General features: G+C 49.4%; 24 protein-coding genes. 6 read left to right on the top strand and 18 right to left on the bottom strand.

The window, feature by feature from the left end; genetic code table 11:
- Positions 1 to 50 precede the first annotated feature (50 nt).
- Complete coding sequence (locus AB1757_13860) at positions 51 to 848, top strand: SAM-dependent chlorinase/fluorinase (GenBank protein ID MEW6128121.1); 798 nt, start codon at positions 51 to 53, stop codon at positions 846 to 848.
- Positions 849 to 952: 104 nt separating this feature from the next.
- On the opposite strand, the gene AB1757_13855 is transcribed toward AB1757_13860, so the two are convergent.
- The 6 genes from AB1757_13855 to AB1757_13830 all read right to left on the bottom strand — a co-directional run bounded on the left by AB1757_13855 (position 953) and on the right by AB1757_13830 (position 5,319).
- Positions 953 to 1,456: a hypothetical protein gene (locus tag AB1757_13855; protein ID MEW6128120.1), complete on the bottom strand. Its 504-nt coding sequence runs from the start codon at positions 1,454 to 1,456 to the stop codon at positions 953 to 955.
- A gap of 246 nt (positions 1,457 to 1,702) precedes the next feature.
- Complete coding sequence (locus tag AB1757_13850) at positions 1,703 to 2,941, bottom strand: PQQ-binding-like beta-propeller repeat protein (GenBank protein MEW6128119.1); 1,239 nt, start codon at positions 2,939 to 2,941, stop codon at positions 1,703 to 1,705.
- A 154-nt stretch (positions 2,942 to 3,095) separates the two neighbouring features.
- Entirely contained in the window at positions 3,096 to 3,470 is a 375-nt protein-coding gene (locus AB1757_13845) for a hypothetical protein (protein ID MEW6128118.1), read from the bottom strand.
- A 33-nt stretch (positions 3,471 to 3,503) separates the two neighbouring features.
- Complete coding sequence (locus AB1757_13840; GenBank protein ID MEW6128117.1) at positions 3,504 to 4,133, bottom strand: DUF5655 domain-containing protein; 630 nt, start codon at positions 4,131 to 4,133, stop codon at positions 3,504 to 3,506.
- A 46-nt stretch (positions 4,134 to 4,179) separates the two neighbouring features.
- Positions 4,180 to 4,809 carry an ImmA/IrrE family metallo-endopeptidase gene (locus AB1757_13835; GenBank protein ID MEW6128116.1) on the bottom strand — a complete coding sequence of 210 codons (630 nt, stop codon included), beginning with the start codon at positions 4,807 to 4,809 and terminating at the stop codon, positions 4,180 to 4,182.
- Positions 4,810 to 4,896: 87 nt separating this feature from the next.
- A complete protein-coding gene (locus AB1757_13830; protein MEW6128115.1) occupies positions 4,897 to 5,319 on the bottom strand; it encodes a helix-turn-helix transcriptional regulator in 423 nt (140 codons plus the stop codon).
- 300 nt (positions 5,320 to 5,619) lie between these two features.
- Between AB1757_13830 and AB1757_13825 the strand changes: the two genes are divergently transcribed.
- The 3 genes from AB1757_13825 (at position 5,620) to AB1757_13815 (ending at position 8,154) form a co-directional block, all read left to right on the top strand.
- A complete protein-coding gene (locus AB1757_13825) occupies positions 5,620 to 6,660 on the top strand; it encodes a Rad52/Rad22 family DNA repair protein (protein MEW6128114.1) in 1,041 nt (346 codons plus the stop codon).
- A 157-nt stretch (positions 6,661 to 6,817) separates the two neighbouring features.
- Positions 6,818 to 7,375: a hypothetical protein gene (locus tag AB1757_13820; protein ID MEW6128113.1), complete on the top strand. Its 558-nt coding sequence runs from the start codon at positions 6,818 to 6,820 to the stop codon at positions 7,373 to 7,375.
- A gap of 149 nt (positions 7,376 to 7,524) precedes the next feature.
- The gene (locus AB1757_13815) at positions 7,525 to 8,154 is read left to right on the top strand and encodes a nucleotidyltransferase (GenBank protein MEW6128112.1); all 630 of its coding nucleotides are present in this window, start codon (positions 7,525 to 7,527) and stop codon (positions 8,152 to 8,154) included.
- Between the two features lie 332 nt (positions 8,155 to 8,486).
- On the opposite strand, the gene AB1757_13810 is transcribed toward AB1757_13815, so the two are convergent.
- The 5 genes from AB1757_13810 to pta form a co-directional block, all read right to left on the bottom strand.
- Positions 8,487 to 9,341 carry an amidohydrolase family protein gene (locus AB1757_13810; GenBank protein ID MEW6128111.1) on the bottom strand — a complete coding sequence of 285 codons (855 nt, stop codon included), beginning with the start codon at positions 9,339 to 9,341 and terminating at the stop codon, positions 8,487 to 8,489.
- 292 nt (positions 9,342 to 9,633) lie between these two features.
- A complete protein-coding gene (locus AB1757_13805) occupies positions 9,634 to 11,355 on the bottom strand; it encodes a M20/M25/M40 family metallo-hydrolase (GenBank protein MEW6128110.1) in 1,722 nt (573 codons plus the stop codon).
- Between the two features lie 322 nt (positions 11,356 to 11,677).
- Entirely contained in the window at positions 11,678 to 13,303 is a 1,626-nt protein-coding gene (groL, locus tag AB1757_13800) for a chaperonin GroEL (GenBank protein MEW6128109.1), read from the bottom strand.
- A gap of 31 nt (positions 13,304 to 13,334) precedes the next feature.
- Positions 13,335 to 13,655, bottom strand: coding sequence for a co-chaperone GroES (gene groES, locus AB1757_13795; GenBank protein MEW6128108.1), 321 nt, complete (start codon positions 13,653 to 13,655; stop codon positions 13,335 to 13,337).
- A 440-nt stretch (positions 13,656 to 14,095) separates the two neighbouring features.
- Positions 14,096 to 15,106 (bottom strand): phosphate acetyltransferase, encoded by a 1,011-nt coding sequence (gene pta, locus AB1757_13790; GenBank protein ID MEW6128107.1) that lies wholly within the window; start codon positions 15,104 to 15,106, stop codon positions 14,096 to 14,098.
- A 126-nt stretch (positions 15,107 to 15,232) separates the two neighbouring features.
- On the opposite strand from pta, the gene AB1757_13785 reads away from it, so the two are divergent.
- The gene (locus AB1757_13785; protein MEW6128106.1) at positions 15,233 to 15,457 is read left to right on the top strand and encodes a hypothetical protein; all 225 of its coding nucleotides are present in this window, start codon (positions 15,233 to 15,235) and stop codon (positions 15,455 to 15,457) included.
- Here AB1757_13785 and AB1757_13780 read toward each other — a convergent pair.
- Entirely contained in the window at positions 15,454 to 16,218 is a 765-nt protein-coding gene (locus AB1757_13780) for a zf-HC2 domain-containing protein (protein ID MEW6128105.1), read from the bottom strand. The two genes, AB1757_13785 and AB1757_13780, sit on opposite strands and share 4 nt — an antisense overlap.
- Positions 16,219 to 16,302: 84 nt before the next feature.
- Positions 16,303 to 16,866 (bottom strand): sigma-70 family RNA polymerase sigma factor, encoded by a 564-nt coding sequence (locus tag AB1757_13775; GenBank protein ID MEW6128104.1) that lies wholly within the window; start codon positions 16,864 to 16,866, stop codon positions 16,303 to 16,305.
- A 256-nt stretch (positions 16,867 to 17,122) separates the two neighbouring features.
- On the opposite strand from AB1757_13775, the gene AB1757_13770 reads away from it, so the two are divergent.
- Positions 17,123 to 17,821, top strand: a complete 699-nt coding sequence (locus AB1757_13770; GenBank protein MEW6128103.1) for a lipid-binding SYLF domain-containing protein — start codon at positions 17,123 to 17,125, stop codon at positions 17,819 to 17,821.
- A gap of 78 nt (positions 17,822 to 17,899) precedes the next feature.
- Here the strand turns inward: AB1757_13770 and AB1757_13765 are convergent, their stop codons facing one another.
- From AB1757_13765 to AB1757_13745, 5 genes are all read right to left on the bottom strand, one after another.
- Positions 17,900 to 19,702, bottom strand: a complete 1,803-nt coding sequence (locus AB1757_13765) for a M28 family metallopeptidase (GenBank protein ID MEW6128102.1) — start codon at positions 19,700 to 19,702, stop codon at positions 17,900 to 17,902.
- A gap of 74 nt (positions 19,703 to 19,776) precedes the next feature.
- The gene (locus tag AB1757_13760) at positions 19,777 to 20,040 is read right to left on the bottom strand and encodes a hypothetical protein (GenBank protein ID MEW6128101.1); all 264 of its coding nucleotides are present in this window, start codon (positions 20,038 to 20,040) and stop codon (positions 19,777 to 19,779) included.
- Positions 20,030 to 20,254, bottom strand: coding sequence for a hypothetical protein (locus AB1757_13755; protein ID MEW6128100.1), 225 nt, complete (start codon positions 20,252 to 20,254; stop codon positions 20,030 to 20,032). The genes AB1757_13760 and AB1757_13755 overlap by 11 nt, the downstream gene beginning before the upstream one ends.
- 18 nt (positions 20,255 to 20,272) lie before the next feature.
- Positions 20,273 to 22,651 (bottom strand): M14 metallopeptidase family protein, encoded by a 2,379-nt coding sequence (locus AB1757_13750; GenBank protein MEW6128099.1) that lies wholly within the window; start codon positions 22,649 to 22,651, stop codon positions 20,273 to 20,275.
- Between the two features lie 313 nt (positions 22,652 to 22,964).
- The gene (locus tag AB1757_13745) at positions 22,965 to 24,152 is read right to left on the bottom strand and encodes a YCF48-related protein (protein ID MEW6128098.1); all 1,188 of its coding nucleotides are present in this window, start codon (positions 24,150 to 24,152) and stop codon (positions 22,965 to 22,967) included.
- Positions 24,153 to 24,239: the final 87 nt, after the last annotated feature.

Here is a 24,239-nt window from a genome sequence, read left to right as displayed (position 1 = left end):
TGCGGTAGAATGAAAATGTTTGGCGAATTTAATTTTGGAGAAAGAGCACAATGGCTGATAAGCGACCAATGATTACCCTGCTGACGGATTTCGGTGAAGCCGATTATTTTGTCCCTGCGATGAAGGGAGCAATTTACGCGGTCAATCGCGAAGTTGACATCATTGATTTAACCCACCAAATCGCGCCGCACGATATTTATTCGGGGGCGTTTACCTTGATGTGCTGTTATCAGGAGTTTCCCAAATGGACAATTCATGTTGCGGTTGTCGACCCTGGTGTGGGTTCGCAGCGACGTCCGCTTCTGGTGATGACCGACGAATATTATTTCATTGGCCCGGATAACGGCATTTTCAGTTATATCTATCAACGCGAAAATGTGAATCGCGTGGTGCATTTGACCGAAACCCATTATTTTCGCTGGAAAATTTCCAATACTTTTCATGGTCGCGATATTTTTGCCCCGGCTGCGGCTTATGTTTCCAAAGCGGTTGACTGGCGACGGATGGGCGAAGAGGTAACCGATTATGTGAAATTTAATACTCCTACTCCGGTGGTTTCCGGTAAACAGATTCGCGGGCATGTGATTCACGTAGACCGGTTCGGCAACCTCATCACCAATATCACCGAGAATGAATTGACCGACGAATTTTTAAGAGCCAATGCGCGCGTGCGGGTCGGTAAATTTGAAGCGCAACGCATTCTCACGCATTATGTTGAAGCGACGACCAATGAACTGTTTGCCTATTTCGGCAGCACCGGATTTCTGGAACTCGCGGTAAGCAAACAAAGCGCTGCGCGATTGACGGAAGCGCGACGCGGCATTGAAGTTGAAGTCATGGTTCCCTGATTGAAAAGTCAAAAAATTGTAAAACCGCAAAAAGGTTAACCGAAAATAAAAAAGCGAATTGAATATTCAATTCGCTTTTTTGGTTTTTGTATTAACTTTAAGCGTTACCAGCGGCGATAAGAGGCATACTGGCGATAGCCCTGGTCATAGCCTCTTTGGAAGCCTTCGCGATAAGCATAATTGCCATTGCGGAATTTGCCGTGATAGTTCGGATTCGGATATTTGCGGTCCTTCGCATCATCCTTTCCTTCCTTAAACCCGTCGCGATAACCTTTCTGCAATTCGTTATTATAATTGTTGTTATTATAACCGCCATAATTGCCATACCCGCCGTTTGGATAACTTCTATAACGATAGGCTTCGCGTCTGGCGCGTTCGCGTTCCCAGGCGCGTCGGCGTTCGATTTCGCGTTGCCGCTCCCATTCGCGTTGCCGTTGCCAGTCACGATTACGGTCATTATAACGATGGTCATTACGATCATCGCGGTCACGCGACCATCGGCGGTCTTGCGCTTGCGCCGTGCTTTCTGTCATGACGCCAACACTGAGGATGAGTGTCAGGGCAATGAAGGCTCCGGCAATGCCTTTTTTGATGTGTTCCATTTTCATATACGTTTGTCCTTATTCTTGAAAGTAGCTGTTGACCCCTCTGCGCTAGTGTGATGGCAAAAAGATGGATAAAGGTGTGCTGCGCGACCCGCAAAAATTTACATTGAGGAAGAATCAGACAGGATTTTGCTGAGATTTAAACAATTGGCAATTTAGAGTTCGGTTTTTTTGTTGGTTCAAAATCATCAACTGAAAATCCGAACTCTAAATTGCCAGCTTAAGTGTAACCATACTTCTCTGAAATTTTTATTTCGCCTTCACATCATAACAGGTGAGTGTGCCTTGATTGCGAATGTAAAGTTTGCCGCCACAAACTACGGGGTATGCCCAGCTATCAAGCCCCTGGTCAGGGATAGAAAATCGCCCTTTCTCTTTGTAGCCTTCGGGAGTTGCTTCGGCAAGTCCGACCAGGTTTTTCTCGCTCAGCAGGTAGAGATGTCCGTCTGCAACGGTAAGTGAGCCTTTGCCGACGCTGCGGTCGCGCCATATGACTTTGCCCGTTGCGAATTCCATGCAGGTGAGAATCGAATTGGAAAAGCCATAGAGATAACCATTCAACAACACAACCCCGCCGTGATGATTTTGCATCTCGCGATTGAAATAGACCTCCTTGGCGGAAACCGTCCCATTGCTGGCGCTTAAATCAAGTAACGCGCAACCGGTTCCGTAAGCCGAGGTGTAGAAAACCTTGTTGTTATAAAAAACCGGCGTCGAACAGTTAGCGGTGTTATTTGAAGCCGAAGAATTGCGCCACATCAACTTGCCATCCGCAGCGCGAACGCCGACACAGGCTCTGGCGGTAAATCCGACAATGGTTCGCACACCATCAACATTGGCAACAATGCAGGAAGCATAACCGGCAGGGTCGCTCAACTCTTTGGTTGTCCAGACAGTTTTGCCGGTCATCTTATCGAGCGCGACCAGACAAGCCTGATTGCCGCCGGGCATGACAATCAAATTGTTGCCATCAACCAGAGGCGATTCGCTGATGTGCCAGATAATATTGTTGCCGTTATATTCTTTGAGAATATTTTTCTTCCAAATGGCAGAGCCATCTTTGGCGCGCAAACAGGCGAGGTCGCCATTTTCCGAAAGCACATAAATTCGGTCGCCATCAATGGTCGGCGTGCCGCGTGGCCCATCGCCGCGATCTTGGTCAAGAAGCGGACCCAGCGCAGTTGTCCAAACGGTTTTGCCATCGGCGCGATTTAAACAGAAAACCGTGCTTTGATTATCTTTTCCGCCCTGCACAAAAATGCGGTCGTCTTTGATGGCAAGCGAGCCGTAACCGGGACCCAATCCTTGAATCGACCAGACAGTGGGCGGCGCTCCCGACCAGGATTTCAGCAGTCCGGTTTCGGTGGAGATGTTGGTGCGCTCATTGCCACGCCATTGCGACCAGTCGGGCAATTTGGGTGTTGTATCGGCATTCGATAGTGAGAAGAGTAGCGAAAACACTATGGAAAATGCGAATAAACGCTTCATCGCGAATTTCCTCCGAGCTTGAAATAGAGTTTGTCGGCTGAGTAGTTGAAGAAATTACTCTGTAAAAGCCTAGTCTGCGATTTTCAGCGCGTCAACTCTGAGACGCGATTGACAATGCGAGAGTTGAAAAGTTGAAAAAGCCTTTGAAATCGGTTTAAGAAGTTTGGCGCAAACCTATATTGGCAAATTGGTCGAGTGTTTTAAGCAATTCTAACGAAGTCGTAAATTGCGCGGCGGTTACTTTGGCACGGGTCTTTTCAAGGTCTTCCGGTTTGCCATCAATAAAGAGCAGGTTGAGATATCGTCCGGCTTTATAGCCGCGCAAGCCACCGGCGGTTGCGCGTGAATGCGAAGCGCGACGAGCTAAATCAAGTAAGACGATGTCTGGAGGATTTTCGAGAACTTTTTTGCCGCCACGTGCGCCATCTTCGGCTTCATAGTCAACCTGCCAACCGTTGGTGCGTAAGGCTTCGGCGCGTTTTGCGGCGCTCACTTCATCCCATTGAAATAAAAAAATTCTGCCTTTCATAAAATTTTCCGTTACGGTGCTATGGGAAAGAAATCAAACGTCCATTTCGTAGGCTTTCCGTAACCACTGTTTCACCTCGTCATCAATGTCTGTAAGCGAAGTAATTTCGATGCGGTGGGTGATGCGGTCGCCTTTTTCAAAACCGCCGGTTGATAGGAGCCTTTTCGTCGGTTGGGTATTTTTGAGCGCGAAGCCGAAATCAATGCGGGTGCGGGTCGTCGGTTTGATTTGCGCGAAGACGTGTTTGCGATAAAGCGGCACGATGGTTTTGCAGGGACAGGCTTTGACCTCTTTGCCGATGCTTTTGGCGAGTTTCAAGAGCGCGTCGTAGAGCGGTTTTAGTTTGGTTTTGGAGCCTGCAAACATGTCCTCAACATATTTTTCGGCAGCAATGAGGTAGGTTTCAGGGTCACCGTCTTCCAATCCTTTACCTGCGGCGCGTTCGGCAATCCACCAGGCGGAATTGGTGCCAAGTCCATAAGTTTCTTTAAGCCACCGGCGTTGTTCTTTTTCAGAGGTGGGACCTGCGCTTTTTACCAACTGAACCCATTCGTCCAAACTTCTACCGGTCTTTTCCGGTAAACGTTCTATCCAATCTTTCACCATTGCTACGCTTGGATGAACCTCGTAGACAGACTTCTTCTTAGTCGTGGCTTTTGGCATAAACGGATTCATTTTGGAAATGAAATTAAGTCGAGGCTTGCGCTATTTAACTCACGCTCTTTTGTTTCTGTTTGTAGGCTTCCCACAAACGGCACACTTTGATGCGGTACTCAACCAGTTCGCGGCTGACGCCGAAACGACGAGCGATTCGATTTGATGAGAAGCCTTCATCAACCGCGAGCTTTAAGGGAAAGAAGGGAACCAAAGCGGCTGCGCCAACCGCATAAGCGACCTCTTCCTGATTTTCGTTGAAGTTGCGGAAATTGATCTGCTCGTCGGAATGCTCGGTGCGAATGCTGGTCGGCGAATGACCCAGGATGACGTGACAGACCTCTTCCATCAAGGTTGCAGCCTGACGTTCTTTGCCGTGGGTGGGATTTAAAAATACCAAACGCGAGCCATCGGGTAACGGGCGACTTGCGCCGCCCGACCATCCTTTGCCATCCATGCGGAGCAGTTGTTTACGGGCTTCTTCAGAGAGTCCTTTCACATCGCGTATATTGACGACCCGGAGTTTAACGTAAGGGGCGAGTTCCCAGGGGTTCAATATCTGATCGATTGTGACACCGGCAAATTCGCGTATTTTGAGGGCGATGCGTTCGTGTACGCGACGTTTGGCGGTCGGCGGCAACAAGTCTTCGAGCGAAAAGGGCTGTTCTGCGGTTTCGTTTTCCATACCAACTTCTTTCGACTGATGATGCAATGAATGAAACTGTTCAACAAATAGTCAACCCGGTTTTTACTCGCGGTTGAACAATTCCAGTTATTTCTCTTTGTCGGCGAACTGTTTGTACGCGACACGGAAAAGCTCTGCGAGCGCCTTGGCCATTTCGGGGTTCAATTTGCGGTCGGCGCGCAAGTGAGCTTCAACAATATTCGGCGTGGATTCCGTGGGAAAATATATCACAGGCTCTGCCCAATCATCAGCCTGTGCCGCATCTCTGGTTAAATGTTCGCTGAGCAAAGACCCTTTCATCAATCGCTCAAGCGGTATGCCAAGCCAGGCGGCGAGCCGCGCAAGCGTGGCGCTGTCGGGCACGCCAATGCCATTTTCGATGCGCGAGAGCGTCGAGGCGCTGACGTTGATTTTTTTTGCCACTTCACGCAAAGACAACTTGTCATCTTCGCGTTTGCGTTTCACGTACTCGCCCAACTCAACGATGTTTAATGTGGGTTCGATGTTCATTGTAGACACTCCTTCCTGCTGTTTTACCGGTCTTTTTATAACATGTTTCAAGTATTGCACGCAACACTTTATTTTATTCTTGCAACAGTCACAGGGCTATGATACATTGTTTCACGTATGAAACACGATAAGATTTTTGAACGTACAAGGAAATGATAAGGCGGCTGGCAACTTAAAAAGATTCGCAAAGCGCGTTGTCAACAAGAAACGGACGAGGGTACGGGGTTTTCTTCGAGCAACGCGCTTTGCGATGTATCAAACGCCGGTTGGCATGAGTAAAGAAGTTAGGAGAGACACACAATGATTCATAACGCACCGGAACACAACAATTCGGCTATCGGTCGCGCTAAGGCAATTGCGGCAATGGGTTTGGTGGGGCGCGATTTTGAAGGGTTCAACGTGACCGCGCCGGGATTTCGCAAAGAGACCTTTCGCGTCTGGAAAGATGAAGACGGGCGCGTGAAATGCAGTTGCGCGCAGTTTCAGGAACGCACGGTGCGCGAACCGCGCTTTCGCTGTGAACATATTTTAGCCGTTAAGTTTCACCTCGAAGCCGAGGAAGCAAACGCCGGTCATCACCAACCCCGTAACCAAATGATTGGGGTGCAAGAAACCCCAGTTATTTCAGAAACCGAAACGCAGGAGGTTGTTTCACCAATGACACAGAACGAAAACGCCAATATTCATCTCGTCAACGGACAGGCAAGCGCCGGTCGCGTGCTGCCGTTTGAACAATTGCTCAAAAAACTTTCCCAATCGGTAGAACCCGAAATGGTCAAACAGCGCGTCGGTTGGCGCGACCGCCAGGGGCGTGAACATGAAGTCGATTATGTCGAATGGCACACCGTCGCCGATTTACTTGACCGCATCTGCCCTGACTGGTCGCATGAAGTGGTGAGCATCAAACAGATTGGCGATTTGGTTGCCGTGACCGCTTCGCTTACCATTCAAGGCGTCACCCGCCAGGGCATCGGCACCGGCACCGCTTATGATGAAACCGGAATCAAGAAAGCCGAACACGATGCCTTGAAACGCGCTGCGGTGAAATTCGGTATTGCCCGCGAACTCTATCGCAAAGAAGAAGAGGAGATTGAAGCGACCGCAAGTAAAGTCAGCTTTCCGAAAGAGCCGATTGCCAAAACCATGGCGGAGTTGGTTACCCCGCGCCAGTTGGTCGCGATTCGCGCCATTGCCAATTCACAGAAGATTGATGCGGAAGCCGAATGCAAGGAACTATTGAATTGCAAACCCGAAGAATTATCGCGCCGCGCCGCCAGCGCCATGATTGATTATTTGAAATCCAAAAGTTCAGACGATGGTGAACTCCGTCAGGCGGGATAAATTTCGCAAAGAATAAGTAACTTGTTTGAGAGGTGGAACATTAATGCCTCTCAAATAAGCTTACTGGGAGATGAGAGTTGTCAACAAGATTTGTTGAGAAGTCGGTCTTTGATCGACGTTAGTAAAGAATGTGCTCTCCACAAAGGAGGGAAATGATATGCAGGAAAAAGAAATTTTAACTAATTCAAATGTGCTGCCGTTTCAACCGGATTTGCCGAATGTTTCAGTAAACCAAATTAAAAAGGGAACCACGACTCGTAAAGCGCCCCTGCCCTCAAAGAAAAGTCAGATACTTGAACTTTTCAAATCGGGCTTAACGGAAATCGGTGAAATTGCGGAAAAGGTCAGCACCAAACCGAGTTATGTGGCAAGCGTGCTGCAATCGGCAGGCTTAATCAGCGGCTACTTCGATTTGTATACCACAACGGCGCTTGAACAAAATCTCTACAGCCGATTTTTTAGAAACGCCTTGAGCTTTAAAAATGTCCAGGCGGCAAAAGATTCAGTTGCGCGCATCGCGGCGCTTTACGATTATTTCGGGCGACTGGGCGACCGCGCCGGCCAGCATCACGCGGAAGTGTTGGCTTTGATTGGTCGCAACCGCGCGCGTTTTAGCGGCAAACTTGCCGAAGCCCGCGTCTTTGAAGACTGGCTGTTCCATCATTGGAATACCCATCAAGCGCACGAAGAAACATTTTTGAAAGAAGCCGTATAAGCCGCAAGTTTTCGGTTAGCGAAAAATCAACGTTGCCATAGTTTCCTCCGCTAGTTTGCAAACAAAAATGCATACTGGCGGATTTTTTTATTTTGATGTTCAGTTCTTGGGCTGTGGTATGATAAGGCAACCAGATTGGAAGATGGAATATGCTGACCAGAGATTTTCAACAAATACTGTCTTCGCCAACCGAAGCCTATGAAGAGGGTTTGAGGTTTTTTATGGGTAAAAGCCTTTTAAATAATGCGTTGCGACGTATTGCCGATGATTTGGATGAACATGGCATTGATTATCTGGTGATTGGCGCGATTGCCTTGAATCAATATGGTTATCGGCGATTTACCGAAGATATCGATTTATTGCTCACCAAAGAAGGTTTGCAAAAATTTCGTGATGAATTGGTTGGTTTAGGTTATCGTCCAGCGTTTGAAGGTTCGACAAAAAAATTTCGCACATCAGAAGAGAATGTGCCGATTGAAATTATCACCACTGACGAATATCCAGGCGATGGGCTTCCGAAATCTGTGCAGTTTCCCAATCCCGAAGAACACCTTGTGATGATTGACGGAGTGAAAACCATCACGCTTGAAAAACTGATTGAATTGAAACTTGCATCGGGAATGACTGCGCCTGACCGCTTGAAAGACCTTGCGGATGTTCAGGAAATGATTAAAGCAAAATCGCTTGATGCAGCTTTTGCCGAAAAGCTTGATGCTTCTGTGCGGAATAAATTTCTTGAACTTTACCGGGCAGTAGCAGGCACAAGACCGGGTGAATAATGAAGTCACTCTTCATTGGTTATTTCTTCAAAATCATCTTCTTCCAAAATACCAACATTAAAGATATCTTCCATCGGTCCATAGCCTGCTAATTTTTTAGCAGCGGCAACCTGATTTGTAGCATGGATTAGAAATTTCGCGATAATCTGGCAAGTCTGTTCATTACTGAGTGTTTGAGAAATATCAAAAACCCTTCCCAGTTGCTCATAATCATCAAGCTAATCAACCATATGAAAGCCAATATCTTTACAAACTTTGGGTGGTAAACTGTACTTTGCCGCAAAGGCAAGAGAAATTCTCTCCATAATTTTTACAAAGTTTTCCTGCATAATTCACTCATTCAATTTCAAAATCCGTTTTGCATTGTGGTGGAGAATTTTTTGACGCACCTCGTCGGAAAAGTCTTCTAGCCTGTCGAAATCTTTGAGCCAGCGTTCAGGCGTGATGAACGGATAATCGCTGCCAAAGAGAATTCTATCCTGCAAACGGGTGCGCGCTTCATCGAGTATCGTCGCCGGAATATAGCGCGGCGACCAGCCCGACAAATCCATAAACACATTCGCTTTGTGACCGATGATGGCAAGCATCTCTTCGTGCCAGGGCCAGGATGGGTGCGCGCCGATTATTGTAAGCTCAGGAAAATCCGCTGCCACATGGTCTAAATAAATCGGGCGTGTGTAATCCATCTTGATGCCCATGCCGCCCGGCACACCCGCACCGAGTCCATTCGTCCCCGTATGAAAAAGCGCCGGGATGCCGAGTTCGGTAATCTTTTCATAGAGCGGATAAAACCTGGTTTCGTGCGGATAGAATCCTTGCACGCCGGGATGAAATTTCGCGCCGATGGCTCCGAGTTCTTTAACGGCGCGTTCGATCTCTTCAACCGCGCGTTTGCCTTTCCAGGGGTCAACCGAAGCGAAAAAGACAAACTGTTCCGGGTAGGTTTTGACGATCTCTGCGACTTCATCATTGGTAAGCGGCGGAAGTCCGGTTGCAGTCTCGGCATCCCAGGCGAGCAAGACGCCGAGAAGATCAAGAGCTTGATAATTGGCGGCAACCTCGCTCATATCGCGCACCGGAACCGTGGTGCGAAAGAATTTTTCGGCAGCGAGTTTGAAGGTGCGAATCGCCCCATCCAAAAAACTGCCCGTCGGCAAATGCACATGCATATCAATCGCTTTTGGCATAAATTACTCCTGATTCGCAGGATAATTCATAGCAAATCCTGTGAGGTTGAAGTTACGCTTGCGCCAGGCGATTTCACCGCCGAGGCGCAGAGAACACGCAGAGGAAAACGCTCATAACCTATCTGTCGGCTTTCCTGCAAAATCCAACGCCGATTCAAAAATTTAAGCCACAGCTTACCTCACGCTTCATAAATTTTCACGCTTGAAAATTCAATCGAAATTCAAACGCGCCAATTTACTTTGCGCCAGGTAATCTGTGGCTCAAACAATCGTGCTTTAATTACCGCGAGGTTTAATTGCCTGCGGCTTTGGCATTCACGACCTGACCCGGTAAAGGTTTGCGCGGCAACTTCTGGTCGCGCATCGCTGTGTTATAGACGAACGCCGCCATAATGATTGCGGCTTGTTTCATATCGTCTTCCTGAATGCGGTCATAAACGTCTTGTGTCGAATGATGGGTGCGCGTGTCGTATTCAACCGTGTCTTGAATGAACTGGAATCCGGGAAGTCCTACCGCATCATAAGCCAAGTGGTCTGTGCCGCCGGTATTGGAAATCGTTAGCGTCGATGCGCCCATATCTTTGAACGGCGCAAGCCAGGCGCGGAAAATCGTGCGGACGCCTTCATTGCCCTGCATATAGACGCCGCGAATTTTGCCCGTACCGTTGTCGAGATTGAAATAGCCCGCGAATTTGTCGTGTTCGGGTTTGATTTCAAAAGTCGGCGTTGAAGGTTGCGCCTGCCCGCCGCCTGCGCCCGGAGGTCCGCCGAATTGATTGGCTCCGGCGTCCGTGCGTCTGCCGAAATGTTGCGCAACATAAGCGCGTGAACCAAGCAGTCCTTGCTCTTCGCCGCTCCAGAGTGCCACGCGAATCGTGCGACGGGGTTTGAGTCCCGAAGCCAGGATAATGCGAACCGCTTCCATTGCCACAGCGCAGCCCGCGGCATTGTCGGTAGCGCCAGTGCCGCCGTGCCATGAATCATAGTGCCCGCCAAGCATCACGATTTCGTCTTTCAAATCGGTGCCGGGGATTTCCGCGATAACGTTGTAATCGTTCAAATCCTGGTCATAATACTTTGCCGCAACGTTGACCTCCATTTGCACAGGCGTGCCTTTTTCGATGGCGCGCGCCATGCGGTTATAATGTTCGACCGAGACAACGATTTGCGGAATGACTTCAGGCGCATCTTTGTCACGAACATTTTTACGCTGATTCGGAGGCGTATCCTGCGGATAAGGCAGAGTGGCGGATTGAACGAACAGGTTGCCGCCATCGCCGCGACCGGGTTCAAGAACGACGGCTGCGCCTTCCTGAACGCAGAAGAGCAATTTCTTGTTGTTCAACGCCTGCTCGGCGCGCATGCGTTCAAAGCGCGCCTGTTGTTCGGGACTCAACTGGAAAGCCTGATTGCCGCCGCGTCCGCCGCCTGCCGGTTGGGCGTTTGCCATTTCCAGCAAATCCTTATCGGTCATACGCGCGCCTTCGGGTTCAAAGTGAGCTTTCACTTCGCGCGCCGAGCCAAGCAGGACAATCGCGCCTTTGAGTTTGCCTTTGTACTTTTCAAAATCGGCATCGTTTTTAATATTGAGATAAACGACTTCGCCGCGCACCGTGCCTTTGGTGCTTCCTGACCAGGCTTTCGGATAAGCGATAACCGGGCTGAAGGTGGGTTTGAGCATACTGATTTGGAAATTTTCGAGTGACCAACCGCGCCCGAATGGTCCCCACGATTCAAGCCGGGCATTTTGTAAACCGAGTTCGGTAAATTTCTTTTTCGCCCATTCCTGCGCGCCTCTGAGTTGCGGTGAACCCGTAAGCCTGGGGCCATGCACATCTGTCATATAACTTAAAAATTCCATGACTTTGGAATTTTTTGTGCCTTCATCTTTAATTTTGGTTATCGCCTCAAGGTCAACCTTCTCTTGCGGCGCGACCGATTGCGCTTGCAAGGCTGCACCGGGCAGCAGAAAGCTGACGACTAATAAAGCGACAGTCGCATATCTTCTAAACATAGTTCCTCCGATAATAATAAATTCGTGATGTCTCAAAATGTGGCTAAAAACAGAGTACCGCTTTGCTGGTTTAACGGTTACTGATTTTCTTTCGTCTTTGAAAAAGCAGCATAGCACTACTTGTATGGATTGGCGAATCAGCAGGGCAGATGGACTAACCCTTTATGAGGTTGAGCGTCGATCTCTGACCGACGGAGTGCGCGGTTAAGACGACCGTGCTAAGGATAAGTTATCGGGTGGCGCGTGTTTTTGTCAGTTGAAAAAGAAAAAGCCCTGCTTTGTGAAGCAGAGCTTTTTCCGATGTTCGGAAGAATGGATTGAATTAGAATCCGCCCATTCCGCCGCCGCCCGGCATTGCCGGCGCTTCTTTCTCTTCGGGAATTTCCGAAATCAACGCTTCGGTCGTAAGCAGCAGACCGGCGATTGAAGCAGCGTTTTGCAAAGCTGAACGCGACACTTTGGTCGGGTCAACCACGCCCATCGCCAGCATATCGCCAAAGTCGCCGCTTTCGGCATTGTAGCCGTAGCTTGAGGCTTTATTGGAGCGCACTTTTTCAACCACGACTGCGCCTTCCTGTCCGGCGTTGCCAACAATCTGACGCAACGGTTCTTCCAAAGCGCGTTTGACGATGCCGACACCGATGTTTTCGTCTTCGCTTTCAAGCGTGAAGCCTTCCAAAGCTTTTTGCGCGCGGATGAATGCCACGCCGCCGCCCGGCACGATACCTTCTTCAACAGCTGCTTTGGTCGCATGCATGGCGTCTTCAACGCGGGCTTTCTTTTCTTTGAGTTCGGTTTCGGTAGCCGCGCCGACTTTGATTACGGCAACACCGCCGACCAGTTTCGCCAAGCGTTCCTGCAATTTTTCGCGATCATAATCGGAAGTGGTATCTTCGATTTGAGCGCGGATTTGTTTGACGCGACCATCGATTTCGGCTTGTTTGCCTGCGCCTTCAACGATGGTGGTGTTGTCTTTGTCAACGATGACTTTCTTGGCTTTGCCCAAATCCTGAACCGTGATGCTCTCCAATTTAATGCCCAAATCTTCGGTGATGGCTTTGCCGCCGGTGAGCACCGCGATGTCGCCAAGCATGGCTTTACGACGGTCGCCAAAACCCGGCGCTTTGACTGCGCAAACTTGCAACGTGCCACGCAGTTTGTTGACCACGAGGGTCGCCAAAGCTTCGCCTTCAACATCTTCGGCAATGATGAGCAAGGGTTTGCCTTGACGGGCGACCTGCTCAAGCAGGGGGAGCAAATCTTTCATCGAAGAGATTTTCTTTTCGTGAATGAGAATCAAGCAATCATCCAGAACCGCTTCCATTCTTTCTGCGTCGGTGACGAAATAGGGAGAGAGGTAACCTCTGTCAAACTTCATTCCTTCGACCACATCGAGAGAAGTTTCCAAAGTGCGTGATTCTTCAACGGTGATGACGCCGTCTTTGCCGACTTTGTCCATAGCTTCGGCAATCAGGTTGCCGATAGTGGCATCGCCGTTTGCGGAAATGGTTCCGACTTGCGCGATGGCGTCGCCTTTAACGGGTTTGGAAAGTTTGCGGATTTCTGTGACTACCTGTTCAACGGCTTTGTCGATGCCGCGTTTGAGCGCCATCGGGTTTGCGCCGGCGGCAACGGTTTTGACGCCTTCGCGGAAAATCGCTTGCGCCAGAACCGTAGCGGTAGTGGTGCCGTCGCCGGCTGTGTCAGAAGTTTTGCTGGCGACTTCACGCACCATCTGTGCGCCGGTGTTTTCCAATTTGTCTTCGAGTTCAATCTCTTTTGCGACCGTCACCCCGTCTTTGGTGATGGTGGGTGAACCGAATTTCTTTTCGATAACTACGTTACGACCTTTGGGACCGAGCGTGACTTTCACAGCGTCAGCCAAACGATTAACGCCTGCCAAAAGGCTGCGGCGGGATTCTTCGCCAAATGAAATCTGTTTTGCCATAATTTCTTACTCCTTTATCTCCTGTAAAAATTTATTTGCCTTTGCCTTTTGCTTTTTCGGCTTTTTCGATTACGCCGAGAATTTCATCTTCGCGCATAATGAGATATTCTTCGCCATCGAGTTTGATTTCGGTGCCGGAATATTTACCAAACAGGACGCGGTCGCCTTCCTGAACATCCAATGCAGCGTATTCGCCGCTATCGAGTTTTTTGCCTTTGCCGACGGCGATGACTTCGCCCTCTTGCGGTTTTTCTTTCGCCGAATCCGGGATGATGATGCCGCCACGAATCTGCTCGGCTTCTTCAATGCGTTTGATAATCACTCTATCGTGAAGTGGTCTGATGCTTGCCATCTGATTTTCTTACTCCTTTCTGAAATGTAATAGAACGTGGATAAATTGGCTTGAGCGCTATGTTGGAAATAATTTTGTTAGCACTCCTTTTCAAAGACTGCTAATTATATTTAGCGCTTATCAGTGTGTCAATCATGTTGATAAAAATATCTGAAAACTTGATAACGATATTGTCAGAAATGTGGGATTTTATGGAGTGAACAGGAACATCGGCAGATTTATGAGGGTTTTATTGTTGTTTTTTAAGAAAGATTAACTACATTGGAAACTAAATTTCTTGAGGTTCAGAGTAACGCCTTCAGGCGTGAGAGAAGAGCGATTCACGCATAAATGCGTAACTCTGAACGCTAAAGCAATATCAACTAACTTAGTTTCCAATGTATTAACCTTTGGCGGCAAAAATTTCTCAAGATTTCTTTTTCTTAGGGTAAAAAGCTTGATTACCTTTTTGAAGACGCTGCCTGTGCCTGAACTGCTGTGATAGCGATGACATCGCGTATGTCTTCGGCTTTGCAACCGCGCGACAGATCATTGGCGGGTTTGGCAAGTCCCTGCAAGATGGGTCCGATGGCGCTCGCGTTTGCCAGTCGTTCGGTGATTTTATAAGCGATATTTCCGGCTTCGAGGTTAGGGAAAATCAAAGTGTTGGCACGACCGGCAACAAAACTGCCGGGCGCTTTACTTTCAGCAATCGCCGGAATCAATGCCGCATCGACCTGCAATTCGCCGTCAATCAACAGGTGCGGCGCGCGCGCCTGCACGGTCTTGGTGGCTTCGATGACTTTATCTGCGAGGGGCGATTTGGCGCTGCCTTTGGTGGAAAACGAAAGCATGGCAACGCGGGCTTCGACGCCAAGCAGGGCGCGCGCCGAATCGCCCGCCGCAATAGCGATTTCCGCCAGTTCATCAACCGTCGGGTTGATAATCACGGCGCAATCGGCATAGATGAGCGCGCCCGCTTCGCCGAATTGGTTTTCGGGAAGCACCATCAAAAAGAAACTCGACACCACTTTGAGACCCGGTTTGGGTCCGATGCAACGCAGCGCCGAACTTACTGTGTGACCGGTGGTATGCGTCGCGCCTGAAACGCTGCCATCGGCGCGACCTTCGCGCACCATCATATTGCCGAAATAGAGCGGGTCGCGCATCTGCTCATGCGCTTCATCCAAAGTAACGCCTTTGGCGCGACGGGCTTCGTGATAACGCGCCGCATAAGTTTCAACATCACTTGAACGGCGATGGTCAAGGATGGAAACGCCTGTGAGATTGGCGCCGATTTGCGCGGCTTTTTCGCGAATAACCGCTTCCCGACCGATTAACGTAAGCCGCGCCAGCCGGTCTGCAAGACACAGGCTTGCCGCTTGAATGGTGCGTTCATCTTCGCCTTCTGGTAAGACGATGTGTTTCGGGTCGGAGGCAGCGCGGGCGCGAATCTTATCAAGAATGCTCATGTTCAGTCTCTCTCAAATTCAAGAAATGCGAAGGCGAATTGTAGCCCATTTATCATCTTCGAGCGAAATGAAAAAAGTTTACCGGCGATGAATAAGGAAAATGAAATTTAAGAATGCGGAAAAGCAATGCGGAACGCCAAAAGTTTAAAGCTTCTGCTTTTAATCGCTGCCTGGCGCTTCGTAATTGTTTACAAAAATAAAACCGCAACGGGGTTGAAGGTTTTGGATAGAATTGCGCGTGAACTCTCCCCAATCCACGCGCATCGTCTACCAACTTCAACAGCCGCTGCGGTATCTCGCGCGCCACCAAACCCGAAAGGCTTTTTCGGGCTGGTGTCCAAATTCAATTAATCCTCGCTGCCACTGCCGCTATCGGATTTCGGCGCAGTGACTTCGCTGAAAATATCGTTCAGTCCAAAACCTTCGCGCCGGTCAATATCGCGTTCGATGGCGCGAATCCTGGCTTGATGTGCCTGCACCTGCGTGGCAATTTTCAAGACATCGAGGGCGCGCATATCTTTGAGTTGGGTCTGCAAACTGACGAGTTGCATCTTGAGTGCATCCTGGTTGGCGGCATCGCTCTTTTCGATTTCAGCTTTCACCTGCGCTAAAAGCCCGGCGCGCAGTTCTTCGATTTGCGCCGCGTCAACTTTAGCTAAAGTTGACGGTGGATTGCCTGGGATATTGGTATTTCCGTTTGCCGCAATCGCCTGGTTTTTTCGCAAAATATCGGCAGTGAATGAAAAGCCGTTTTGACCGATGCTGATATTGATGCCGAGCACCGCGAAAATCAACAGCGCCGTCGCCACTGCGCCAAGCCCTTTTGCCCACAGCGGCATGACCAGCAACAACTCTTTTAATACGGAGAGGAACGAACGTTTCGGTTGAATGGATTCCGAGACCGATGCGCGGACGCTTGGCGCTTCAGTGATTTGCCAGAGTTGCAAAGACTGACGCACGCTTTCAAAAGCCGAAAGTTCCTGTTTGCAGGCGGCGCATTCTAAAACGTGCGACTCAAATCGCAGGTTCTCTTCGGGTGTTGATTCGCCGTAAAGATAGGTCACGAGCAGTTCGCGCATATTGCATGGCGTGGTGTTTTTTTCTTGAGTCATGGTTGGTCACTTCCTTTTTTCAAAACTTCCTGCATCGCTGGCGCGAGGCACAAGGCTTGAAGCAAAGCGTTAATCAAAAGCCGTTTAAACAGCCTCGCGCAAATGGGCAAGACGCTTTCTTAGTTCCGTGAGTCCGGTGTACATACGGGTCTTGACGGTCGAAAGCGGGATGCCGAGAATTTCGGCAATCTCATGAAATTTCAATCCTTCGTATTCTTTCATCACAATAATCTGGCGCATTTCCGGCGGCAGTCCCTGCAAGGCGCGACGCACCTGCGTGGTGATTTGTTCGCGTTGAATATCCTCGCTTAAATCATAATTTTCAATGGCGACTTCAAAGCCGTGCTCTTCGCGTTCCTGTTCGATGGAAAGCGCAGACTTGCTGCGCCCGCGCAATCTGGTGTTACAAATGTTGAGCGCGATGCGATAAATCCACGAAGAGAATTTAGCCTCGCCGCGAAACTTGGAGAGATTGCGATAAGCCGATAAAAAAGTCTCCTGAGTTGCGTCTTTAGCCTCTTCGTCGCGCCCCAGCATACGGAAAGTCAACCCGTAAATATGGCGTTCCCAACGGTAAACCAGAACATTGAAGGCTTCGGGTTCCCCTTCAAGAGTGCGCTCAATGATTTGCGTATCGCTTAAATCCAAGTTCTCGCGCCACCTGTCTGAATTTCTTAAACACCATCCGCTACAGCTTTATAGACTGTAAGCCGATGTAAAAAGTCGGAAAAATTTTACCCTCGACGAAATTGCGGCAACTACGCTGGTAACGTATGATAAATGAGTCGCACAAGCAAGGGCGCTGTTTAGAATTCAATTAAGCTTTTCCCCCTAAATAGAGTTTCAAGGATGATTCTTTCCAGCGTTGGAATTCTCAGTTCAATATTCTTCTGGAGGAAAACTCATGAAAATTATTACCAACTTGTTTTCTCTGATGTTGTTGTTATCCTTTGCGGCAATTGCCGCTTCCGCAGAAGGGCGCAAAGATGAGGTCGAACGATTGAAACGCGCCACAGAAGTTTTCAAAGAAATAATGAAAACGCCCGATAAAGCTATTCCCGATGATCTGCTTGACCGCGCCGAATGTGTTGCCATCGTGCCCGGATTGAAAAAAGGCGGACTCGGCATCGGCGGCAAATATGGCAAAGGTTTAGTGATGTGCCGAACCGCTACGAGAAAATGGAGCGCGCCATCTTTTCTTACGGTTGAAGGCGGCAGCATCGGCTTGCAAATCGGCTTTCAACAAACCGATGTGGTGATGTTAATCATGAATCGTCGCGGCATGGAACGCTTGGTTGGCGATAAATTCACGGTGGGCGCGGATGCCTCTGCTGCCGCTGGACCCGTCGGGCGCAATGTCTCTGCGGAAACCAATGTTCGACTGGATGCGGAAATTTTAACTTACGGACGTTCTAAAGGATTATTCGCGGGACTGACGCTCAATGGCGCGGTCGTTAAGCAGGACAAAGACGATAACCGCGATTTTTATGGCAAAGAGATGGATGCCAAAGCCATTTTGTTCGATAACACGGTGCCAATGCCTGTAGAAGCCAAACCGCTTGCCGCGGCTATTGCTCACGAATCACCGAGAAAAACCAAATAAATTTATCGCAGAAAAATAAAGAAAGGCTGCCAGCAATAAAACGCTGGCAGCCTTTTCTCTTGGCAATTTCCATAACCCTTAACGACGTGCCGCAGCTTTCCTGAGCATCGCATCGCGTTTAGCTTTAAATTCGGTTCCCGGTTTCCACTCAGGGAATTTTAAAGTGTTCGCTACCCGAAGTCCGACAGTAAACAACAACTGCACATCTTCGACAGCGCCCGACAAATCCCAATCCGGTTTTACCTCGTCCGTGGGTTTGTGATAATCGTTTGCCGTGTACTCTTCGCGTTTTTTCATGCCGTAATCTGCGGGTTTGCCGATGAATTCGATACCTTCGCTGGGGTCGAGCGCAGGCACCCCCTGCTTGGCAAAATTGAAATGGTCGGAGCGATAGTAAAAGCCTTTTTCAGGTTCGGCATCGGGTCTCAAATATCTGCCCCTTTCCGCCGCCGCCTGTTTCAACACATCATCGAGCGTCGAATTGCCAAGCCCGATGACCGTGAAATCTTTGGTGCGTCCCCATTGATTGAGTCCGTCAATGTTGATGTTGGCGACGGTCTTTTCCAAAGGATAAAGCGGATTTTCGGCATAGTATTTCGAGCCAATCAAACCGCGCTCTTCGGCGGTGACGAACAAAAAGAGAATCGAGCGTTTCGGCGGCGCAGGCAAGGCTTTGAATGCCTGAATGAGTTCCAGAAGCGCCGCGCACCCTGTCGCGTTATCCAAAGCGCCATTATAAATTTTGTCGCCTTTTTCATTGGCTTCGCCGATGCCGAAATGATCCCAGTGCGCGGTGTAGATAACATATTCGTTTTTGAGTTTCGCATCCGACCCTTCGAGTTTGCCAATGACATTTGCCGAATTGATGTAGCGCAGTTGCTGTTCAATTTTAAGCGACGCCTGAGCCTTCAAATCGACAGGTTTGAAATCGCGACGAGTGGCGGCTTTTTTCAAATCATCAAATTCCTGACCTGCGGCGCGAAACAAGCGTTTGGCTGCGTCTGTAGTAATCCAGCCTTCGACATTGACGCGCGACATATTTTTATCTTTGGAAACGATGTCGAAATTTTCCGAAGAGAAACTACCCTTAGGCACTGACCACGGATAACCCGCCGGGCCATTTTCGTGAACGATGAAAATTCCCGCTGCGCCTTTTTGCGCGGCAATTTCATATTTATAAGTCCAGCGACCGTAGTAGGTCATTGCCCGACCTTTAAACATTTTGTCATTGAGTTTCGACGAGTCGCGCGGGTCAGCAACCGCAGGGTCATTGACCAGCATGACTAAAACTTTACCGCGCACATCCATGCCTTTGTAATCGTCCCAGCCATATTCGGGAGCAACCACCCCGTAGCCGACGAAAACCATATCGGCTGCATCGAAACCGGTTGATTCAACGACGCGAACCGTGCGGGCGATGAATTCGTCGCCGCCATTGAGGTGCCAGCTTGTCGAAGCGTTATGAATTTTAAGCCGCGCGGTCTGCGGCGTGGTGATGCCAACCAGCGGCACTTTTTGAATGTAAGTGCCATCGGGGTTGCCGGGCGCAAGCCCGAACTTTTCGCTTTTGCGTTGCAGATAACCCACAGCCATCTCTTCGCCGTGTGTTCCCGGCGCGCGCCCTTCAAATTCATCCGAAGAGAGGGTGCGCGTGTGATTGAGCAAATCTTCGGCGGAGATGGCATCATAAGCCGCCTGCGGAATCGGCGGAATCACCTGTGGCGGTGCGCTCCTGGTTGTGCGTTTTTGGGCTACGCCTGATAGCGTCAATGTGAAAATCAACAGAATTGAAAATGCCGAAAGAATGAATCGTTTCATGTGATGGTTTGCCTCCAGTGTTTTAAATATCGGTCGGTTGCCAAACAGTAATGCTGTTGACATTCGTGAAATCCGCATCGTGGGTGACGATGTTTGCAATGCCAAATCTTTGAGCGCAAGCGAGGTTGATTGAATCATTAACAAAAAGCCCGTACCCTATTTGCTTTTAGCTTTTTAATCGGCTGTCCGGCAGAAATTAGACCTTTAGTCAAAGCTTCGCTGGTCATACGCCGATGTAAGACCTCTGCAAGAATTGTAGTAGTCACCTGAGCATTTACTTCGTTGCGAGCCACCCGCCTCAAAAAACCTGTGCAATCAGCGGAAGAATTGCTGAGGTGATACAGGAAAATATTGGCGTCTATTAATAGTGATGTGGATGCTGGAATCAGTTTAATATCCACACAATTCCTCATCTTCGGCTAACCAGATAATGGTTTCCCTGTCTAACCCTTTAATTCTTCCCCGTGTCCGCTCAACTGCATCTAACGCTTGCCGCTTTTTCTCATCATCAGCTGTTTGAAGCTCTTGACGTAATTCATCAATGAGTTGCTGCTGTTGCTCTACAGGCAATTGACGCGCTGCATTTAACACGGATTCAAAACTTGTTGCGCTCATAAGTTTTACCTCACATGCTTATTTTCCGCTGGTCATTATAGCATTGAACAGGAAGGGAAGCGTGGCAACGCTTTGACCGCGATATTGCGGGCGAAACGCGAACATCACGATGCGCCCTTTGCCGCGTCGAACTTCAACGATTGCTCCTTTACCGGCAATCTTTTCATTGCCGAGCAACCATCCCGAAAGCAGGATTTCTTTGGCATCGACAAAGCGCGCCACGACTTTCGCTTCATCACCGGTGACCTCAAATGCGGGACCCGTCTCTACCCAGGCGATGCTTTCGTCAGTGGTGCCTGCAAGCGTCGGCGCGTTTGCCGTGAGCGGACTTGTCGCATCGAATTTGATTTTTAAGATCGAGCCGGGACAATAAAAATCTTTCGGAGGAATGCCACCGAGGACGTTACGAACCGGCGCGTTTAAATATTCGATAGCGAATTCCGAAGCGTCATTCAACGTAATAATCGTGCCGCCATCTTCGACGAATTTCTTTAGCGATTCAACACCCACACTCCCTGCACCACCCGCGAGTTCTTTCGGGTAGCGCGAAGCGGATAAGCCGTTGAAAATTGCTGCGGCGCTCTGGTCGGGGAAGACAATGCAATCGAATTTCGCGCGCAGATTGCCCGCGCGAATCTCGGCGTCGAGTAATGATTTGTAAGTGAATTTATTTTTGTACTGGTCAAATACCCAGCGCGTCCACCCTTCATCCATTGAGGCAGCATAGCTTTTGTAAAGCGCGACCCGTGCTTTGGAAGGAATTGAATTTAGTCCTCTAGCTCCAGCAATATTTGATTGTTTAGGCAATGTGAAAGGTTTGTTGACCGCAACAACATTTACTCCCATCAACAACGGTAAAGTGTGTGCTGTTACATCATAAGGCCGAATTGGCGGACCTCCTGGGTATTGTCTCAAGTCAGGATATTGTTGTCTTTCAAGTAATGTTTTTGCGAATGCGCCATATGGCTGTGCCATTGGAATGACTAAGGTGCCCTCTGGATATTGTTTATCATTTGCTACAAAGGCTGAATTGGCTTTAATTATCTCAACAGCGCCTCTTTCCAAAATTGCGAGCATTCTATCCAATCCATCAAGTTTCCAATTATTTTCTTGAGCAACAGGCGGAATCAAAAATGCAAAAGGTTCGCTGTCTTTGCGTTCGCGCACCGCCTCTTTGCCGACTTTGTAAAAATCGCTCACCCAGCGTTCGCGATAACGCGCCGCATTTCTCATCAAAGCAAACGCCCCCGATTGTTGATAATCAACGATGTTTGCGAGTTTCCACACGCCGCCCGACCACGGCACAGGGTAATTCCAACTGCGTTTTTTGGTATCGACATTGACCTGTGGGGTTTGTCTTTCAAACGGCACAGTCGTTGGCGATGCGAGCCTTGCCGATGCCGTTTCGCTCAGAATGCGTATACCGCCGTGATAATGTTGATAAGCCCGTGCAGGCGTCCACGCATCATAGACGCCGTTAATCACCACACCGGCTTTGCCTTCGCTGGTCATCTCCCAAGCCATCGACGTGCCCATGAAATTGACGCCCGCTTGAATGAGCGGCGGCACGTTCGGTTCCCACGGTTCAACATAGGGCGGAATAAAAAATCGCGAACCGGTTTCCCCCTGTTGATGAATGTCGTGGACGATTTGCGGATGCCAGACGTTGTGAATTTTATCGACCGTCAGTTGGGTTTCAACTTGCGTAAAGGCGTACCAGTCGCGGTTGTTGTCGTGGCCTGTATAGTGATGATAAAGCTCTGGCGGGCCTGTGCCCTCGGCAGGTGTGCCAAGAGTTTTGTCATACCAGTTTTTGACAATATCAACGCCATCGGGATTCAAAGACGGTACAAGCAAGATAATGCATTTGTCTAAAATCTCGCGCACCTCCGCTTCATTACTCGATGCCAGCCGATAAGCGATGTTCATCGAAACGAGATTGGCGCCGACTTCGGTTGAATGAATACCGCAAGTGATTAAAACAATCGTTCGCCCTTCGGCAATCAGTTTTTCAGCTTCCCTATCGTTGCTATTAAAAGTTCGCGGGTCGGCAAGCAGCCGTTGAATCTCTTTATAACGCGCCAGCTTTTTTAAATTTTCCGGCGAAGAAATGGTCGCCAGCGTAAACGGTCGCCCAAGCGTCGTTTTGCCCAACTCTTCAAACATCACGCGGTCGCTTGCCGCGTCGAGTTTTTTGAAATAATCAACAAACTGCGCCCAGCTTGCGAGTTTGTAATCCTCGCCCGGCGTAAAGCCGATAACCTCACGCGGCGCAGGTACAACGATTTTTGACGCCGTAGTTGATTTGGTTTGCGCCTGTGCGGAGAGGTTCGTTGCAATGCCTGCGAAAAACAGAATGGTCAAAAAGAAACAAAGCTTTTTCAATAAAACCGGCATAGAGATTTTCCTTGCTCTGAAATTTGCAAAAGATATGTCCACTGATCATTGAATCGAAGCGATGAAAAAATTTTTACCACCGTTGAAGAAGACAGGGGGAAAGGGAGACAGGGGGAAAGGGAGAAGGGGAGACAGGGAGAAAGGGAGAAAGGGAAAGAATAAATATTCCGTTTCTTTTATAAGTGCGCAAAATTTTCTCATTATGATTTACATCGAAAACCGAGCCACATACTTTCCCTTTCTCCCCTTCTCCCCTTCTCCCCTTCTCCCTTTCTCCTCTTCTCCTCTTCTCCTCTTCTCCCTTTCCCCCTGCTTAATTCTCGGTGCGGAAAAAGATTGCGCCGCCTGCCGCTACCCACACATGCTTTTCATCGGCTCCCTGAATTCTGAAAAACGGAATGTCCTGTTCAAAAGCGGTGGTTTCCGAAAGCCAGCGTTCGCCGCCGTCAACCGTGTAGTAAATGTAATGTCCGTAATCACCCAGACACCAACCGGTTTTGCCATTGGCGAAATAGACATCTTTGAAGCCGAAACTTTTACCGATGTGGCGTTTCGTCCAGGTCGCGCCGCCGTTATTGGTCGCAAGAATGCGCCCTTCGGTGTTATCACCCGATATGGCTGCGGCAAACCCGTTTTCCGCATCAGGGAATTGCACCCCGATGATGCGGAATTTTTTTGAGCCTTCACCGAGAATATCGAGTTGCGCGCCTTCGCCCGGTTCGAGTTCGCTTTTTTGCGCGTCCCAACTGCGCCCGGCGTCTGTGGTTTTATAAATCGAACCTTTTTGTCCCGCGAGCCAGCCGGTGGTCTTGTCGAGAAAATAAATATCGCCGACGCTGAACGCCAGACGCCGAACCGATTGCCAGGTTTTGCCGCCGTCCGTTGTGGCTAATAAATCGCTGGGGTCGCTATCGACGAGTTTCTTGTCGTCTTCGTTTTCCTCTTCTTCGTCTTCCGGGGTAAGCGAAGTGCCGCCAATCCAGCCGTTATTTTCATCAATGAAGCCGACGGCTTTGGGAGTCAATTTGATGGGCAGTTTCATTGCATCCCAATTCACACCGCCATCGGTGGTTTTTAACACCACGCCTTCGTTTTTACTGTTCAGCCCGACAAGCCAACCGGTCGATTCGCTGACGAAACTCATGGCATTGATGCCCAGGATGCTCATATCGGGGCGGGTGATTTCGTTTTCCGTCCAGGTCGCGCCGCCATCTGTGGTGCGTGTGAAGATGCCGACGCGGGTGTCGGGTTGTTTCGGAACATCGCCCGCCGCGTAGACGACTTTCGTTGACAGCACCGCCAGACAGGTGTAGGTGTAAGCTGCAAGATATAACCCTTGAACGCCTTTGGCGGCGGGTGATCGCCACTGGGCAACCCAGCGCCCGGCTCTGGCAGTTGGTTGATTCTGTTGATTGCTGTTTTGGGTTGGCTGTTGTTTACAATTTGCAGCCGTAAATAGAATGACAATGAGCAATGAGAGCAGCGTGATTCGCTTACGCATTAAGATTCCCCTTGTTTTATAGCAATAAAATATGAAGAGCGAGATATTAGCAGCGCGCGGTCTGGTGAGTCTAGGATGCTGAGAAAG

It is taken from the genome of Acidobacteriota bacterium, from assembly GCA_040754075.1.
Taxonomy (GTDB): Bacteria; Acidobacteriota; Blastocatellia; order UBA7656; family UBA7656; genus JBFMDH01.
This window is presented reverse-complemented; position numbering and strand designations above follow the sequence as displayed.